The organism is Streptomyces sp. CB02400 (genome assembly GCF_001905725.1).
In the GTDB taxonomy this organism is placed as follows: Bacteria; Actinomycetota; Actinomycetes; order Streptomycetales; family Streptomycetaceae; genus Streptomyces; species Streptomyces atrovirens.
On the sequence record NZ_LIWB01000011.1, the window covers coordinates 153,081 to 167,511 of the forward strand.

The following is a 14,431-nucleotide window of genomic DNA, read 5'->3' on the forward strand; positions in this document are numbered from 1 at the left end:
GGCGCGGGGAACTGCTCGACGGGGTCTGGGGCGGAGCCCCAGAGACGGGACGGGAAGGGGCGGCGGGGGCGAGAAAACCCACCGCACACCCGCGTCAGCGCTCCAGCAGCATCCGCTGCAGCTCCCGCGCCGCCCGGGGCGGAGCCACATCACTGCGGTGGGCCAGGGCGATGGCCCGGTACAGTCCCGGCCGCGCCAACGGAGTGACCCGCAGCCCGTGCCCCGACCGCGCCGCCACCATCCGCGGCACCACCGCCACCCCCAGCCCCGCCCGCACGAACCCCAGCACCGCGTCCATCTCACCGCCCTCCACCGCGAACCCGGGCTCGAACCCCTCCGCCCGGCACGCCGCCACGGTCAGCTCGCGCAGGTCGTAGCCGTGCCGGAACATCACCAGCCGCTCACCCTCCAGATCGGCGATGCGTACGGTGCGCCGGCCCCGTCCCGGCCGCGGGACGTCCGGGGAGGAGACGACCACCAGGTCCTCGCGCAGCAGCTCCACCGTGGTGAGCGCGGGGGAGGGCGTCGGCAGCGGCAGCACCACCAGGGCGAGATCCAGCGCACCCCGCGCCAGCTCCCGTACCAGATCGTGCGAACCGCCCTCCTCGATCAACAGCCGTACACCCGGATACCGGTCGTGGAAGGCGCGCAGCACGTCCGGCAGCAGCCCGGTGCACAGGCTCGGCGTCGCCCCCAGCCGCACCCGCCCGCTGCGCAGCTGCGCCACCTCCTGCACCTCGTGCCGGGCGGTGTCCGCGTCGGCGAGGATCCGCCGGGCCAGCGGCAGCAGCGCCTCACCCGCGTCGGTCAGCGTGATGTTCCCGCGCGCCCGCCGGAACAGATCCGCCCCCAGCTCCCGCTCCAGCGCCTTGATCTGCTGCGACAGTGACGGCTGCGCGACGTGGACCAGTTCCGCGGCCCGGGTGAAGTGCCGGGTCTCGGCGACGGTCACGAAGTACTGGAGCTGCTGGAACTGCATGGCCTCATCATAGGCTCGCCCTATCGAAACGAGCCGCACCATGTCTTGGACCGATGGGGCCCTCCGGCCCTAGCGTCTGGTGACATGGCTCTGGCAACGCGGACGGGCCGACGGCCGTCCATGGCACGCACCGTGTGGGACTCGACCGTCGGCAAGAAGACGGTGATGGCGGTCAGCGGCATCGTCATGCTGCTCTACCTGGTCGCCCACATGATCGGGAACCTGAAGATCTTCTTCGGTGCGGGCGAGTTCAACCACTACGCCCACTGGCTGCGCACCGTCGGCGAACCGTTCATGCACTACGAGTGGACGCTGTGGATCGTCCGCGTCGTCCTCGTCGTCGCCGTGATCGCCCACGCCGTCTCCGCCTACCAGCTCAGCCGCCGCGACATCAAGGCGCGCCCCAGCAAGTACGTGCACAAGAAGGCGCGGGCGAGCTACGCCACACGCACCATGCGCTGGGGCGGCATCATCCTCGCCCTGTTCATCGTCTGGCACCTCCTCGACCTGACCACCGGCACCGTGCACTCCGGCGGCTTCGAGACCGGCAAGCCCTACCAGAACGTCGTGGACACCTTCTCCACCTGGTACGGCAACGTCATCTACATCGTCGCGATGCTCGCCGTCGGCCTGCACATCCGGCACGGCTTCTGGAGCGCCGCCCAGACCCTCGGCATCGGCAGCCGCACCCGCGACCGCGCCCTCAAGACCACCGCCAATGCCCTCGCGCTGCTGCTCACGGCCGGCTTCCTCGCCGTACCCGTGGGCGTCATGACCGGAGTGGTGAGCTGACCATGACTTCCTACACCGAATACACGACCGGCGAGCCGGTCACCGACACCAAGGCCCCCGCGGGACCGGTCCACGAGCGCTGGGACAAGCGCCGCTTCGAAGCCAAGCTGGTCAACCCCGCCAACCGGCGCGGCAAGACCGTCATCGTCGTCGGCACCGGCCTCGCGGGCGGCTCCGCCGGCGCGACCCTCGCCGAACAGGGCTACCACGTCGTCCAGTTCTGCTACCAGGACTCCCCGCGCCGCGCCCACTCCATCGCCGCACAGGGCGGCATCAACGCGGCGAAGAACTACCGCAACGACGGCGACTCGGTCCACCGCCTGTTCTACGACACCGTCAAGGGCGGCGACTTCCGCTCCCGCGAGTCCAACGTGCACCGCCTCGCGCAGATCTCCGTGGAGATCATCGACCAGTGCGTGGCCCAGGGCGTGCCCTTCGCCCGCGAGTACGGCGGACTGCTCGACACCCGCTCCTTCGGCGGCGTCCAGGTCTCCCGCACCTTCTACGCCCGCGGCCAGACGGGCCAGCAGCTCCTCCTCGGCGCCTACCAGGCGCTCAGCAGGCAGATCGCCGCCGGCAACGTCGAGATGCACCCGCGCACCGAGATGCTCGACCTGATCGTCGTCGACGGCCGGGCCCGCGGCATCGTCGCCCGGGACCTGATCACCGGGAAGATCGACACGTACTTCGCGGACGCGGTGGTCCTGGCGAGCGGTGGCTACGGCAACGTCTTCTACCTGTCGACCAACGCCATGAACTCCAACGCGACCGCCGTGTGGCGGGCGCACCGGCGCGGCGCCTACTTCGCCAATCCCTGCTTCACCCAGATCCACCCCACCTGCATCCCGCGCACCGGCGACCACCAGTCCAAGCTGACGCTGATGAGCGAGTCGCTGCGCAACGACGGCCGGATCTGGGTGCCCAAGGCCAAGGGCGACACCCGCCCGGCCCACCAGATCCCCGAGGACGAGCGCGACTACTACCTGGAGCGCATCTACCCCTCCTTCGGCAACCTCGTCCCCCGCGACATCGCCTCCCGCGCCGCGAAGAACGTCTGCGACGAGGGCAGGGGAGTGGGCCCCGGCGGCCAGGGCGTCTACCTCGACTTCGCCGACGCCATCAAGCGGATGGGCCGCAAGGCCGTCGAGGCCAAGTACGGCAACCTCTTCGACATGTACCAGCGGATCACCGACGAGGACCCGTACCGGGTGCCCATGCGGATCTACCCCGCCGTGCACTACACGATGGGCGGTCTGTGGGTCGACTACGACCTCCAGACCACGATCCCCGGCCTGTTCGCCGTCGGCGAGGCCAACTTCTCCGACCACGGCGCCAACCGGCTCGGTGCCTCCGCGCTGATGCAGGGCCTGGCCGACGGCTACTTCGTCCTCCCGGCGACCGTCAACGACTACCTGGCCCGCACCCCGCACCAGGGGGAAGTCACCGACGAACACCCGGCGGTGCAGGAGGTGCTGGCCGAGACCGAGGACCGGCTCAACCTGCTGCTGTCCGTCGACGGCGACCGCACCCCCGACTCCTTCCACCGCGAGGTCGGCGAACTCATGTGGGAGTTCTGCGGGATGGCCCGCACCGACTCCGGGCTGCGCAAGGCGCTGGAGCGGATCCCGCAGATCCGCGAGGAGTTCTGGCGGCGCATCAAGGTCCCCGGCACCGGCGAGGAGTTCAACCAGTCGCTGGAGAAGGCCAACCGCATCGTCGACTACCTGGAGCTCGCCGAGCTGATGTGCCTCGACGCACTGCACCGCTCCGAGTCCTGCGGCGGCCACTTCCGCGAGGAGTCGCAGACCCCCGACGGCGAGGCCGCGCGCAGGGACGAGGAGTTCTCCTACGCCGCCGCCTGGGAGTTCACCGGCACCGGCGAGGCTCCGGTCCTGCACAAGGAAGACCTGGTCTTCGAGTACGTCCACCCCACCCAGCGGAGCTACGCATGAAGCTCAACCTGCGCGTCTGGCGGCAGAAGAACGCCGACGCCGACGGCGCCATGTCCACGTACGAGGTGGACGGCATCTCACCCGACATGTCCTTCCTGGAGATGCTCGACACCCTCAACGAGGAGCTCATCCTCAAGGGCGAGGACCCGGTCGCCTTCGACCACGACTGCCGCGAGGGCATCTGCGGCGCCTGCTCGCTCGTCATCAACGGCGACGCCCACGGACCCGAGCGCACCACCACCTGCCAGCTGCACATGCGGTCCTTCAAGGACGGCGACACCATCGACGTCGAGCCGTGGCGGGCGTCCGCCTTCCCGGTCGTGAAGGACCTGGTGGTCGACCGGTCCGCCTTCGACCGGATCATCCAGGCCGGCGGCTACATCACGGCGCCTACGGGTGCCGCGCCGGAGGCCCATGCGACGGCGGTGCCGAAGCCGGACGCGGACCTCGCTTTCGAGCACGCGGAGTGCATCGGGTGCGGGGCGTGTGTCGCGGCTTGCCCCAACGGGGCGGCGATGTTGTTCACCTCCGCGAAGGTGAATCATCTCAATGTGCTGCCGCAGGGGGCGCCCGAGCGGGAGACGCGGGTGCTGGACATGGTGGCGCAGATGGACGAGGAGGGGTTCGGGGGGTGCACTCTCGCAGGCGAGTGCGCGACAGCATGCCCCAAGGGCATTCCGCTCACTTCCATCACGGGGATGAACAAGGAGTGGTTGCGGGCTACTCGCAAGGTGAGTAAGCGGTAGCGCCGCTTCGGTACGCCTGTTGCCGGGGTGCGGCTGCGTTGTGGTTGATCGCGCAGTTCCCCGCGCCCCTGTCGGGGCGCTTCAGTGAACGTTCGCCGAGAAGGTGCGGACGGGCGGGGTCAGGAGAGGTGCTCTTCCTGACCCCGTCTCGCTTTTCGTTCCCGGGATTCAGCATCTCCACATCCGTACTCCCGGCTCCGGTCACGTACACGCCAACCCCGGTCGGGAGAACAGGGGTGTCCCCACCCCCGCTCCGGCGCGTGATCAGGAGAGAGCCATGACCGGCGTGCTGACCGTCGACCATCCCCCGAAGCCCACCGCACCCGCCCGCTACACCGTCGCCCTCGCCCGCGACGAGGAGGACGTGCGGGCCGCGCAGCGGTTGCGGTACGACGTCTTCGCGGGGGAGATGGGCGCCCTGTTGTCCGGCTCGCAGCCGGGGCTGGACGTCGATCCGTTCGACGCGTACTGCGACCACCTGCTGGTGCGGGAGGAGGCGAGCGGGCAGGTCGTCGGCACCTACCGGCTGCTGCCGCCGGAGCGCGCCGGGATCGCCGGGCGGCTGTACGCGGAGGGGGAGTTCGACCTGTCGGCCCTCGACGCGATACGGCCGTCCCTCGTCGAGGTCGGCCGTTCCTGTGTGCACCCCGACCACCGCGACGGCGCGGTCATCGGACTCATCTGGGCCGGCATCGCCCGCTACATGACCGACCGCGGCCACGCCTGGCTGGCAGGCTGCTGCTCCGTCCCCCTCGCCGACGGCGGCGCGCTCGCCTCCGCCACCTGGGACCGGGTGCGGGCGGGGCACCTCGCGCCGGAGGAGTACCGGGTGCGCCCGCTGCTGCCCTGGATGCCGAGGGCCTCGGCACCCGCCGCCCCCGGTGAGCTGCCCGCCCTGCTGCGCGGCTACCTCCGGCTCGGCGCCTGGGTCTGCGGCGAGCCCGCGCACGACGTGGACTTCGGTGTCGCCGACCTCTATGTGCTGCTGCCGATGAACCGGGTCAACCCCCGTTATCTGCGGCACTTCCTCTCCCTCGTCCCCGCCCGGTGAGCGTCTGGCTGCCGGGCGCGCCCTGCACCCCGCGGGGCTGTGTGGAACCGACGGCGTCCGCGACGGCCGTACCGCTGGCGGTGCTGCGGCTGGCGGCGGTGGGTCTGCTGGTCCTCGCCGGGATCGCGCTGCTCCCGCTCGGGCGGCGGATCCCGGCCGGCGTGGTGCGCCGGTGGTGCCGGTGGGTCGTACGGGCCGCCGGGGTCCGGGTCCGTATCGCCGGGACCGCCGTGCCCACGGGCGGACTGCTGCTCGTCGCCAACCACATCTCCTGGCTGGACGTGCCGCTGCTCGCGGCGGTCCGTCCGGCCAGGATGCTGGCCAAGACAGAGGTACGGCGCTGGCCCGTGGCGGGGGCGCTGGCGGCGCGCGGCGGCGTGCTGTTCATCGACCGTGACCGGCTGCGCGCCCTGCCCGGCACGGTCACCGCGCTCGCCGGGATGCTGCGCGGCGGCGCGGCGGTCGCGGCGTTCCCGGAGGGCAGCACCTGGTGCGGCCTGGCCCGGGGACACTTCCGCCGCGCGGTCTTCCAGGCGGCGCTGGACGCCCGGGTGCCGGTGCAGCCGGTGCGCATCCGCTACCGGAGCGCGCGTGGCACCCCGGCCACCGCACCGGCCTTCGTCGGCGACGACACGCTCCTCGCCTCGCTGTGGCGCGTGGCGTCGGCCCGTGGCGTGGTCGCCGAGGTCGAGGTGCGGGCTCCCATTCCGCCGGGGAGCCATCTCGACCGCCGGGCCCTGGCGCGCGCGGCGCAGCCGGAGGCGGTGGCGGGACACGAGGGCGGTCACCGCGGGTGAGCACTGTGGAAAATTCAGTACCTTTTGTCGCTTTCATACCGTTTTCGGCAGGCCATCCGGGAGAACCCGTGAGAGGCGACCTTCGAAAGGAGGGTGATGGAAGATGATCACCCGCGAAGAGATCTCGATCCTGCTGGATCATCCCGTCTACGACGGGGACGGGAACAAGGTAGGCGACGCGAAGCACGTCTTCCTCGACGACGCCAGCGGACGCCCCGAGTGGGTGACCGTCAAAACGGGCATGTTCGGCTCCAAGGAGTCGTTCATCCCCATCCGTGACGCCGCCCTGGTGAAGGATCACCTCGAGGTCCCCTACCGCAAGGACAAGATCAAGGACGCGCCCAACGTCGACATCGACGCGGGCGGCCACCTGTCGGTGGAAGAGGAACACCGTCTGTACGACTACTACGGCATTGACTGGGACTCGGTGCTGGCCGAGCCCGGTGAACGCGACCGGTCTCCCGGTATGGGCACGGCCGGTACGGCGGGAGCGGCGGGCGCCGCCGGTGCGGCGGGCATGGCCGGCCGTCGGGGCGACACCTCCCGGACGGCGCCGGGCACGGCCGGTGCGGCCGGTGCGGCCGGTGCGGCCGGAACCGCGGGCACCGCGGGCCGCCGGAGCGAGGCCCGGACCCGAGGACACGGCGACGACGCCATGACCCGCTCCGAGGAGCAGATGCACGTCGGCGTCGAGCGGCACGAGGCCGGACGGGCCAGGCTGCGCAAGTACGTGGTCACGGAGGAGGTCCAGCAGACCGTGCCGGTGCGCCACGAGGAAGTCCGCGTGGAGCGCGAGCCGATCACGGACGCCAACCGCGGCGATGCCATGTCGGGCCCGGCCTTCAAGGAGGACGAGCACGAGGTCACGCTGTACGAGGAGCGCCCGGTCGTGGAGACCGAGGCGGTGCCGGTCGAGCGGGTCCGGATGACCACGGAGGAGAAGAGCGCTGACGAGACCGTCCGAGGCCAGGTCCGCAAGGAGCGCATCGAGGCCGAGACGGAGATGGACGAGAAGTCCGGCCGCCGCGGCCGTGACGTCCCCAAGCGGGGCCGCGAGTAACCCCATCCCTTCCCAGCGCGCGCCGGTGCGGACACCACCGGCGCGCCGCCACGCCACCCCGCCTTCACCCACCGCGGCCGGCCCTCCACCCACCGCGGCCGACCGCCCCCGCGTGCAGCCGCGCCGCACACCCCGCCCCCTGCGCCTTCCGCGTGCAGCCGCGCCGCACACCCCGCCCTCCGCGTGCAGTCGCGCCGCATCCGCCCGCTCTCCGCGGGCAGTCGTGCCGCCCTGGGGGTACCTCCCAGGCCCTTGAGGCACTGGGGGAGGCACGATTGCCCGCAGCTGCGGCGGTGCGGCTGCCTGTAGTTACGGCGGTGCGGCTGCCCGCGGCTGCGGGGGCGGGCGGTGCCACTGCCCGTGGCTGCGTGGGCCGTGGCGTGACTGCCCATAGCTGTGGTGGTGGGTGGTGCGACACGCCCGTAGGCGCGTACGTGCGTCTAGGCTCGGGCGTGTGACCGATCGCAACAAGTTGCCGCTGGCCGTGTTCGACCTCGACAACACCCTCGCCGACACCGCGCACCGGCAGCGCTTCCTGGAGCGCAGGCCCCGTGACTGGGACGCCTTCTTCGCCGCCGCGCCGCAGGACCCCCCGCTCGCCGAGGGCATCGCGCTGGTCCAGAAGAGCGCGCGGGAGTGCGAGATCGTCTACCTCACCGGGCGCCCCGAGCGCTGCCGGCGCGACACGCTGGACTGGCTCGCGGCCCAGGAACTGCCCGAGGGGGACGTGTACATGCGCGGCAACGCCGACCGCCGGCCGGCCCGCCACACCAAGCTGGCGATCCTGCGCCGCCTCGCCCGCACCCGGGACATCCGCGTGCTCGTGGACGACGACGAGCTGGTCTGCCTGGACGCCCGGCGGGCCGGTTTCACCGTCGTACAGGCACGCTGGACGGCCCCGTCCGGCGAGCTGAAGGACGCGCAGGAGCGCGAAGGCCGGACCTGACCCCGCCAAGGCCCGGGCCCGGGCCCGGGCTCAGTCCGCCCCCTCCAGCCGGAAGCCGACCTTCAGGCCCACCTGCCAGTGCGCGACCTGCCCGTTCTCGATCTGGCCGCGCACCTGGGTCACCTCGAACCAGTCCAGATTGCGCAGGGTCTGCGAGGCGCGTTCGATGCCGTTGCGTACGGCCTGGTCGACGCCGTCGGGCGAGGTGCCGACGATCTCCGTGACCCGGTAGGTGTGATTCGACATACAAGTGCTCCTCTCGCCTCACTCCACCGTGCCCCACACCGAGGCGGAGCGCGAGGCGTCGGCCCCGTTCGCCCGACGGCTTGACCTGAGCATTGGTCCATACCAAGATGCTGGGGACCCGCCCGAGCTCCGCTCGCCCCCCACGTCGGGACCCGCCCTGTCCGTCAGACAGAAACAGGACCCCTCGTGAAACGCCGCCTGCTCGCCCTTGTCTGTGTGTCCGCCTCCCTGCTCAGCGGCTGTGGGCTGATGCCCGGCGATGCCGAACGGAGCACGGTCACCGTGTGGCTGATGCGGCACAGCGCCTCGCAGGAGTACCTGGACCGTTTCACCGAGGAGTTCGAGCGCGAGCACCCCGACCTCGACCTCGACATCCGCATCCAGGAATGGACCGGCATCGGCGAGAAGGTGCAGAAGGCACTGGAGACGGGCGGGGAGGACAGCCCCGACGTCATCGAGGTCGGCAACACCCAGGTCGCCACGTACGCGGAGGGCGACGGACTGCTCGACCTCACCCTGGAGTCCATGCGCGACTGGGGCCGGGAGGACTGGCTGCCCGGTCTCGCCGAACCCGGCCAGTGGGGCTCCCAGCAGTACGGCATCCCCTGGTACGCGGCCAACCGCGTCGTCATCTACCGCAAGGACCTCTTCCGGCAGGCCGGCATCACCGCCCCGCCGAAGACCCGCGACGAGTGGCTCACCCTCACCGAGGAGCTCGACACCGGCGGCAACCAGGGCATCTACCTCGCCGGACAGGACTGGTACACGCTCGCCGGCTTCATCTGGGAGGAGGGCGGAGACCTCGCCAAGGAACGGAACGGCGTCTGGCGCGGCGCGCTGGACAGCCCGGAGGCGCTGCGCGGCATGGACTTCTACCGCCGGCTCCAGGCGCTCGGCGACGGACCGGTCGACGCCGACGAGGAACACCCGCCGCAAGCGGGCGTGTTCGCCGAGGGCAAGGTCGCCCAGATCGTGGCCGTACCGGGGCTGGCGAGCGCCATCCTCAAGCAGAACCCGGAACTCGAGGACGAGCTGGGCTACTTCCCCGTCCCCGGCAAGGACGCAGACAAGCCCGGTGCCGTCTTCACCGGCGGCTCCGACCTCGTGATCCCGGCCAAGACCGACAGCGGAGAGGACGCCATCGAGGTCGTCGCCGCGCTCACCGGCGCGAAGTGGAACACCGACCTGGCCCGCACGATGAACTACGTCCCCAACAAGGCCGAACTCGCCGAGTCGGTGGAGGGGGAGGAGGGGGTCGCGGCCATGGCGGCCGGAGCCGCACAGGGCCGGGCGACCCCCATCACACCCCAGTGGAGCGCGGTCGAGGCGGACAACCCGATCAAGGAGTACATGACCAAGGTGCTCACCGGGTCCGACCCGGCCACCGAGGCCGAGCGCGCCGCGCGCCGCATCACCGAGGCCCTGGCCTTCGACTAGGGCGACGCGCGGCCCGGCGGCGCTCCCGTCAGCGCGCGACGCTCAGCGACAGCGCGAACCGCGCCTCCCCGTCCGTCCACCACCGGGCCAACTCCAGCCCGGCAGCCGACAGTTCCTCACGTACTCCGTTATGACGGAACTTCGCCGACACCTCGGTGCGCAGTTCCTCGCCCGCCGCGAAGTCCACGGCGAGTCCCAGCGAGGGGATCTTCACCGTCTGCGCGGTACGGGAGAGCAGCCGCATCTCGATCCACTCGTGCCCGGCGTCCCACAGCGCCACATGGTCGAAGGCGTCCGGGTCGAAGTCGGCGCCCAGTTCCCGGTTGATGACGGTCAGGACGTTCTTGTTGAACGCGGCCGTCACACCGGCCGCGTCGTCGTAGGCCCGGACCAGCACCCGCTCGTCCTTCACCAGGTCCGTGCCCAGCAGCAGGGCGTCGCCCGGGGTGAGCAGGGCACGGACGGAGGCGAGGAACGCGGCGCGCTCGGCCGGCAGCAGATTGCCGATGGTGCCGCCGAGGAACGCCACCAGCCGCGGCCCCGGCGTGTCGGGCAGGGTCAGCCGGGCGGTGAAGTCGGCGATCAGCGCGTGCACGTCCAGTCCCGGCCGCTCGGCGGCCAGCGCCTGCCCGGCGAGCGTGAGGGCGCTCTCGCTGACGTCGACGGGGACATAGGTGTGCAGCCCGGTCAGGGCGTCGATCAGGTGCCGCGTCTTCTCCGAGGAGCCGGAGCCCAGTTCGACCAGGGTGCGGGCACCGGACGCCGCGGCGATCTCACCGGCGCGGGCGCGCAGGATCTCGCGTTCGGCGCGGGTCGGGTAGTACTCGGGCAGCGCGGTGATCTCCTCGAAGAGTTCGCTGCCCCGTGCGTCGTAGAACCACTTGGGCGGCAGCGTCTTGGGGCTGCCGGTCAGGCCCTCGCGGACGTCGGCGCGCAGGGCGGCGTCGGTGGTGTCCTCGGGCAGAGTGCGGGTGAGGTGGAACGGACTCACGTGAGGGGCTCCTTGAGCGGGGTCAGCAGGACGTCCGTACGGCTCGCCGCGAGCAGGGTGCGGTCGGGGACCTCACGCCAGTGCGGATCGTCGTCGTAGGGCTCGGAGGCCACGACGGTGCCGCCGCCGGCCCGGGTGAGGTACCACAGCGTGTCGCCCCAGGCGGTCGCCGTGACGGTGTCGCCGTTGGTGAGCAGCAGGTTGAGCCGGGCCCCGGGGGCCGCCGCGGCGACCTCCAGGACCGTGTCGGCCAGCGCCTGCCCCTCCTCGTCACCGGCCCGCAGCCGGGCGAGCACCAGCGCCCACACGAACGCGGAGTCGTTGCGGGCCTCCAGTGACAGCACGTCCTCGGCGGACAGGGACGCCACCAACGGCGCGAGCGAGCCCGGCCAGCCCGGCACCGCCCCGTTGTGGCTGAACAGCCAGGTCCCGGCGGCGAACGGCGCCGCCGCGGCCTCCGCGTCGGCACCCGACAGGGTCGCGTCCCGTACGGCCGCGAGCAGCGCCCGGGTCCGTACGACACGGGCGAGATCCGCGAACGACAGGTCCGCCCAGACCGGTCCGGCCCGCCGGTACCGGGCCGGCACCGGATCGCCCTCCGCGTACCAGCCCACGCCGAAGCCGTCGGCGTTGACCGTGCCGTACCGCTGCCGCCGGGGTGCCCAGGACTGCCGGTACAGACCGTGCGGCGGCTTCACGAGCAGCTCGCCCAGCGGCTCATCGGGGCCCACGTACGCCACATGACGGCACATCAGACGTCCTCCGAGCGCGCCGTGCGGAACCCGGAGAAGATCTGCCGTCGGATCGGCAGGTCCCAGTTGCGGAACGTGCCCCGGCAGGCCACCGGGTCCACGGCGAACGAACCGCCGCGCAGCACCTTGTGCTCCGGCCCGAAGAACACCTCCGAGTACTCCTTGTACGGGAACGCCCTGAACCCCGGGTACGGCAGGAAGTCGCTCGCCGTCCACTCCCACACGTCGCCGATCAACTGCCGTACGCCCAGCGGCGACTCACCGGCCGGGTAGCTCCCGGCGGGAGCCGGACGCAGATGCCGCTGGCCGAGGTTGGCGTGCTCGGGGGCGGGCTCGGCGTCGCCCCACGGGTAGCGCATCGAGCGGTCGCCGGCCGGGTCGTACCGGGCCGCCTTCTCCCACTCGGCCTCGGTGGGCAGCCGGCGCCCGGCCCAACGGGCGTAGGCGTCGGCCTCGTACCAGCACACGTGCAGCACCGGCTCGTCGGGCGGCACCACCTCGGTGACACCGAACCGGCGCCGCAGCCACTGACGGCCGTCCCGGCGCCAGAACAGCGGCGCGGTGAGGGAGTTGCGGCGGATGTGGGCCCAGCCCTCGGCCGTCCACCAGCGGGGCTCGTCGTAGCCGCCGTCCTCGATGAACGCCCGGTACGCGGCGTTCGTCACCGGAGTGGTGTCGATGCGGAAGGGTGCCACCTCGCGCCGGTGCGCGGGCCGTTCGTTGTCCAGCGCCCATGGCTCGTCCGAAGTGCCCATGGTGAACGGGCCGCCCGGGACCAGGACTTCGGCCGGGCCCGTGAACAGCGGCACCGGCTTTGGGTCCGGGGCGGTCAGGGCCTGCGGCCCCTTGCGGAGCTGATGGGTGATCAACATGGTCTCGTCGTGCTGCTGTTCGTGCTGCGCGATCATCCCGAAGGCGAAGCCCGCCTCGGTCAGCCGCGTCCCGTGGAACGCGGCCCTCTCCAGCACGTCCAGCGCCCGGCCGCGCACGTCGGCCGCGTACCGGCGGGCCTCCTCCGGCGGCAGCAGCGGCAGCTTCGGGCGTTCGGCGCGCGGGTGCTCGAAGGCGTCGTACAGGGTGTCGATCTCGGGCCGTATCGCCTCATGGCCGGCGACGGCCCGCAGCAGCCACTGCTCCTCCTGGTTGCCGATGTGGGCGAGGTCCCACACCAGCGGCGACATCAGCGGCGAGTGCTGGGCGGTCAGGTCGGGCCCGTCGACGCAGCTGGTGAGCAGCGTGGTGCGGTCCCGTGCGGTGATCAGCGAGGCGACCGCGCGCTCGCGCAGGGCTTCGGCGTCGAGGGCGGGGCCGGTCATGAGGGGGTGTCCTTCCCGTGCGGGTGCGGGTGCGGGTGCGGGTGCGTGGGGCGGGGGTGCGCGCCGTGGACCGTCGCACGCAGCTCGTCGAGCGAGTCGTCGGCCGGGCAGCGGCCCCGGGCGACATACCGGTCCCGGTACGCCTCGACCGCGTCGACCACCTCGGCGGTCGCGCCGAGCCGGGGCAGGGCGCGCAGCGCCGCCGCGAAACAGGTGGTGGCCACCTCGAGCAGCTCCGTGTCGGCCAGGCCGACGCGGGCCGCGTCCCGCCAGAGCGGATTGTGCGGCGCGGGCATGCCGTGCGCCCGCTCGGCCAGCGGCTTCACCGCCCGGTAGGCGGTCTCGGCGGCCTCCTGGTCGTCGAACAGCGCCGCGACCACGGCCAGCGGCACGATCCAGCCGTCGTCACCGGGCTGCGCGTCGATCATGCGCAGTTCCAGATGGCCGCGCGGCCGCACCGGCGGGAACAGGGTCGTGACGTGGTAGTCGAGGTCCTCCCGGGTCGGCGGGCCGGGTGTGCCGGACCTGATCCACTCCCGGAAGGCGAGCCCCTGGGGCACGTCCCACGGCCCGCCGTCACGCCGTACGCACATCACCGGCGAGTCCAGGACGTGCCGGGCCCAGGCGCCGCGCGGGTCGGCGTCCAGGACGGGGGCGCCCGCCCGGCCGGTGCCGATCTGTGTCCAGCGGAGCTGCCGCGTGGACAGCCAGCCGGTCGGCCGGCCGCCGGCGATCGGGGAGTTGGCGAACACGGCGACCAGGACCGCGCCGAGCTGGTGCGCCAGCCACCAGCGCCGCACATGGCCGAGCGGGCCGGGCTCCTCGTACCCGGCGTCCACGCACACCTGCACGGAGGCGGAGGTGCACATCATGGCCCGGCCGGCGGGGTTGGCGCGGTCGAGACAGGCCTCCATGGCGTCGTACCGCGGTTCGCGCAGGAACCGGCGGGGGGTGTGCCAGGGGTCGTGGCCGAGGCCGACGAGGACCAGATCGTCCTCGCGCAGTACCGCGCGGACGGCGTCGAGGTCGGCGGAGACGGTACCGACGCACTCCATCAGGGAGGCGGCGGGCGGCGAGCTCAGCTCCAGCTGGCCGCCGGGCTCGATGGTGAGCGCCGACCTCAGAGGCACGGTCCGCAGAGCGGCGTAGGCCGCTTCGAGTCGTTCGGGTGACACGGGGAGCCGCGGGTCCCGCAGCTCGTGGACGAGCCATTCCACCTCGACCCCGAGGCGGCGCGGCGGTCCGGTCTTGAAGCAGATGCCCCGCACCAGGGCTTCCACCTCGGCTTCTGTGACGGCGGTACGCGGCTCCACACAGCCGCCTGCCGAATCGGACATGTCGGGATCCTCCTGAGATTCCACCATGT

14 protein-coding genes are annotated in these 14,431 nt (G+C 72.1%); 8 read left to right on the forward strand and 6 right to left on the reverse strand.

What is annotated here, in order from left to right; translation table 11 throughout:
- Positions 1 to 94: 94 nt before the first annotated feature.
- The gene (locus tag AMK33_RS25230) at positions 95 to 979 is read right to left on the reverse strand and encodes a LysR family transcriptional regulator (protein ID WP_073935233.1); all 885 of its coding nucleotides are present in this window, start codon (positions 977 to 979) and stop codon (positions 95 to 97) included.
- Between the two features lie 120 nt (positions 980 to 1,099).
- On the opposite strand from AMK33_RS25230, the gene AMK33_RS25235 reads away from it, so the two are divergent.
- The 7 genes from AMK33_RS25235 (at position 1,100) to AMK33_RS25265 (ending at position 8,323) form a co-directional block, all read left to right on the forward strand.
- Entirely contained in the window at positions 1,100 to 1,771 is a 672-nt protein-coding gene (locus tag AMK33_RS25235; protein ID WP_073935234.1) for a succinate dehydrogenase, read from the forward strand.
- Positions 1,772 to 1,773: 2 nt separating this feature from the next.
- Positions 1,774 to 3,723 carry a fumarate reductase/succinate dehydrogenase flavoprotein subunit gene (locus tag AMK33_RS25240; protein ID WP_073935235.1) on the forward strand — a complete coding sequence of 650 codons (1,950 nt, stop codon included), beginning with the start codon at positions 1,774 to 1,776 and terminating at the stop codon, positions 3,721 to 3,723.
- Entirely contained in the window at positions 3,720 to 4,469 is a 750-nt protein-coding gene (locus AMK33_RS25245) for a succinate dehydrogenase/fumarate reductase iron-sulfur subunit (RefSeq protein ID WP_073935236.1), read from the forward strand. The genes AMK33_RS25240 and AMK33_RS25245 overlap by 4 nt, the downstream gene beginning before the upstream one ends.
- 277 nt (positions 4,470 to 4,746) lie before the next feature.
- Positions 4,747 to 5,520, forward strand: coding sequence for a GNAT family N-acetyltransferase (locus AMK33_RS25250; RefSeq protein WP_073935237.1), 774 nt, complete (start codon positions 4,747 to 4,749; stop codon positions 5,518 to 5,520).
- Positions 5,517 to 6,317, forward strand: coding sequence for a lysophospholipid acyltransferase family protein (locus tag AMK33_RS25255; protein WP_073935238.1), 801 nt, complete (start codon positions 5,517 to 5,519; stop codon positions 6,315 to 6,317). The genes AMK33_RS25250 and AMK33_RS25255 overlap by 4 nt, the downstream gene beginning before the upstream one ends.
- Positions 6,318 to 6,420: 103 nt before the next feature.
- Entirely contained in the window at positions 6,421 to 7,377 is a 957-nt protein-coding gene (locus AMK33_RS25260) for a DUF2382 domain-containing protein (protein WP_073935239.1), read from the forward strand.
- Positions 7,378 to 7,831: 454 nt separating this feature from the next.
- Positions 7,832 to 8,323: a phosphatase domain-containing protein gene (locus AMK33_RS25265; protein ID WP_073935240.1), complete on the forward strand. Its 492-nt coding sequence runs from the start codon at positions 7,832 to 7,834 to the stop codon at positions 8,321 to 8,323.
- A gap of 30 nt (positions 8,324 to 8,353) precedes the next feature.
- Here AMK33_RS25265 and AMK33_RS25270 read toward each other — a convergent pair whose 3' ends face one another.
- Entirely contained in the window at positions 8,354 to 8,569 is a 216-nt protein-coding gene (locus AMK33_RS25270) for a dodecin (RefSeq protein ID WP_073935241.1), read from the reverse strand.
- Positions 8,570 to 8,755: 186 nt separating this feature from the next.
- Between AMK33_RS25270 and AMK33_RS25275 the strand changes: the two genes are divergently transcribed.
- Positions 8,756 to 10,006 (forward strand): extracellular solute-binding protein, encoded by a 1,251-nt coding sequence (locus tag AMK33_RS25275; RefSeq protein ID WP_073935242.1) that lies wholly within the window; start codon positions 8,756 to 8,758, stop codon positions 10,004 to 10,006.
- A 28-nt stretch (positions 10,007 to 10,034) separates the two neighbouring features.
- Here the strand turns inward: AMK33_RS25275 and egtD are convergent, their stop codons facing one another.
- From egtD to egtA, 4 genes are read right to left on the reverse strand one after another with little or no spacing between them, the layout of a single operon-like run.
- Positions 10,035 to 10,997 (reverse strand): L-histidine N(alpha)-methyltransferase, encoded by a 963-nt coding sequence (gene egtD / locus AMK33_RS25280; RefSeq protein ID WP_073935243.1) that lies wholly within the window; start codon positions 10,995 to 10,997, stop codon positions 10,035 to 10,037.
- Positions 10,994 to 11,749, reverse strand: coding sequence for an ergothioneine biosynthesis protein EgtC (gene egtC, locus AMK33_RS25285; protein ID WP_073935244.1), 756 nt, complete (start codon positions 11,747 to 11,749; stop codon positions 10,994 to 10,996). The genes egtD and egtC overlap by 4 nt, the downstream gene beginning before the upstream one ends.
- Complete coding sequence (gene egtB, locus AMK33_RS25290) at positions 11,749 to 13,065, reverse strand: ergothioneine biosynthesis protein EgtB (RefSeq protein WP_073935245.1); 1,317 nt, start codon at positions 13,063 to 13,065, stop codon at positions 11,749 to 11,751. Before egtB ends, egtC begins: the two co-directional genes overlap by 1 nt.
- The gene (egtA, locus tag AMK33_RS25295; protein ID WP_073935246.1) at positions 13,062 to 14,402 is read right to left on the reverse strand and encodes an ergothioneine biosynthesis glutamate--cysteine ligase EgtA; all 1,341 of its coding nucleotides are present in this window, start codon (positions 14,400 to 14,402) and stop codon (positions 13,062 to 13,064) included. The genes egtB and egtA overlap by 4 nt, the downstream gene beginning before the upstream one ends.
- Between the last annotated feature and the right edge of the window lie 29 nt (positions 14,403 to 14,431).

Coding starts and splice junctions, on each gene's coding strand:
- AMK33_RS25260 (WP_073935239.1), top strand. CDS start 6,421: ATGATCACCCGCGAAGAGATCTCGATCCTGCTGGATCATCCCGTCTAC.
- AMK33_RS25240 (WP_073935235.1), top strand. CDS start 1,774: ATGACTTCCTACACCGAATACACGACCGGCGAGCCGGTCACCGACACC.
- egtA (WP_073935246.1), bottom strand. CDS start 14,402: ATGTCCGATTCGGCAGGCGGCTGTGTGGAGCCGCGTACCGCCGTCACA.
- AMK33_RS25270 (WP_073935241.1), bottom strand. CDS start 8,569: ATGTCGAATCACACCTACCGGGTCACGGAGATCGTCGGCACCTCGCCC.
- AMK33_RS25230 (WP_073935233.1), bottom strand. CDS start 979: ATGCAGTTCCAGCAGCTCCAGTACTTCGTGACCGTCGCCGAGACCCGG.
- AMK33_RS25250 (WP_073935237.1), top strand. CDS start 4,747: ATGACCGGCGTGCTGACCGTCGACCATCCCCCGAAGCCCACCGCACCC.
- AMK33_RS25245 (WP_073935236.1), top strand. CDS start 3,720: ATGAAGCTCAACCTGCGCGTCTGGCGGCAGAAGAACGCCGACGCCGAC.
- egtB (WP_073935245.1), bottom strand. CDS start 13,065: ATGACCGGCCCCGCCCTCGACGCCGAAGCCCTGCGCGAGCGCGCGGTC.
- egtC (WP_073935244.1), bottom strand. CDS start 11,749: ATGTGCCGTCATGTGGCGTACGTGGGCCCCGATGAGCCGCTGGGCGAG.
- AMK33_RS25235 (WP_073935234.1), top strand. CDS start 1,100: ATGGCACGCACCGTGTGGGACTCGACCGTCGGCAAGAAGACGGTGATG.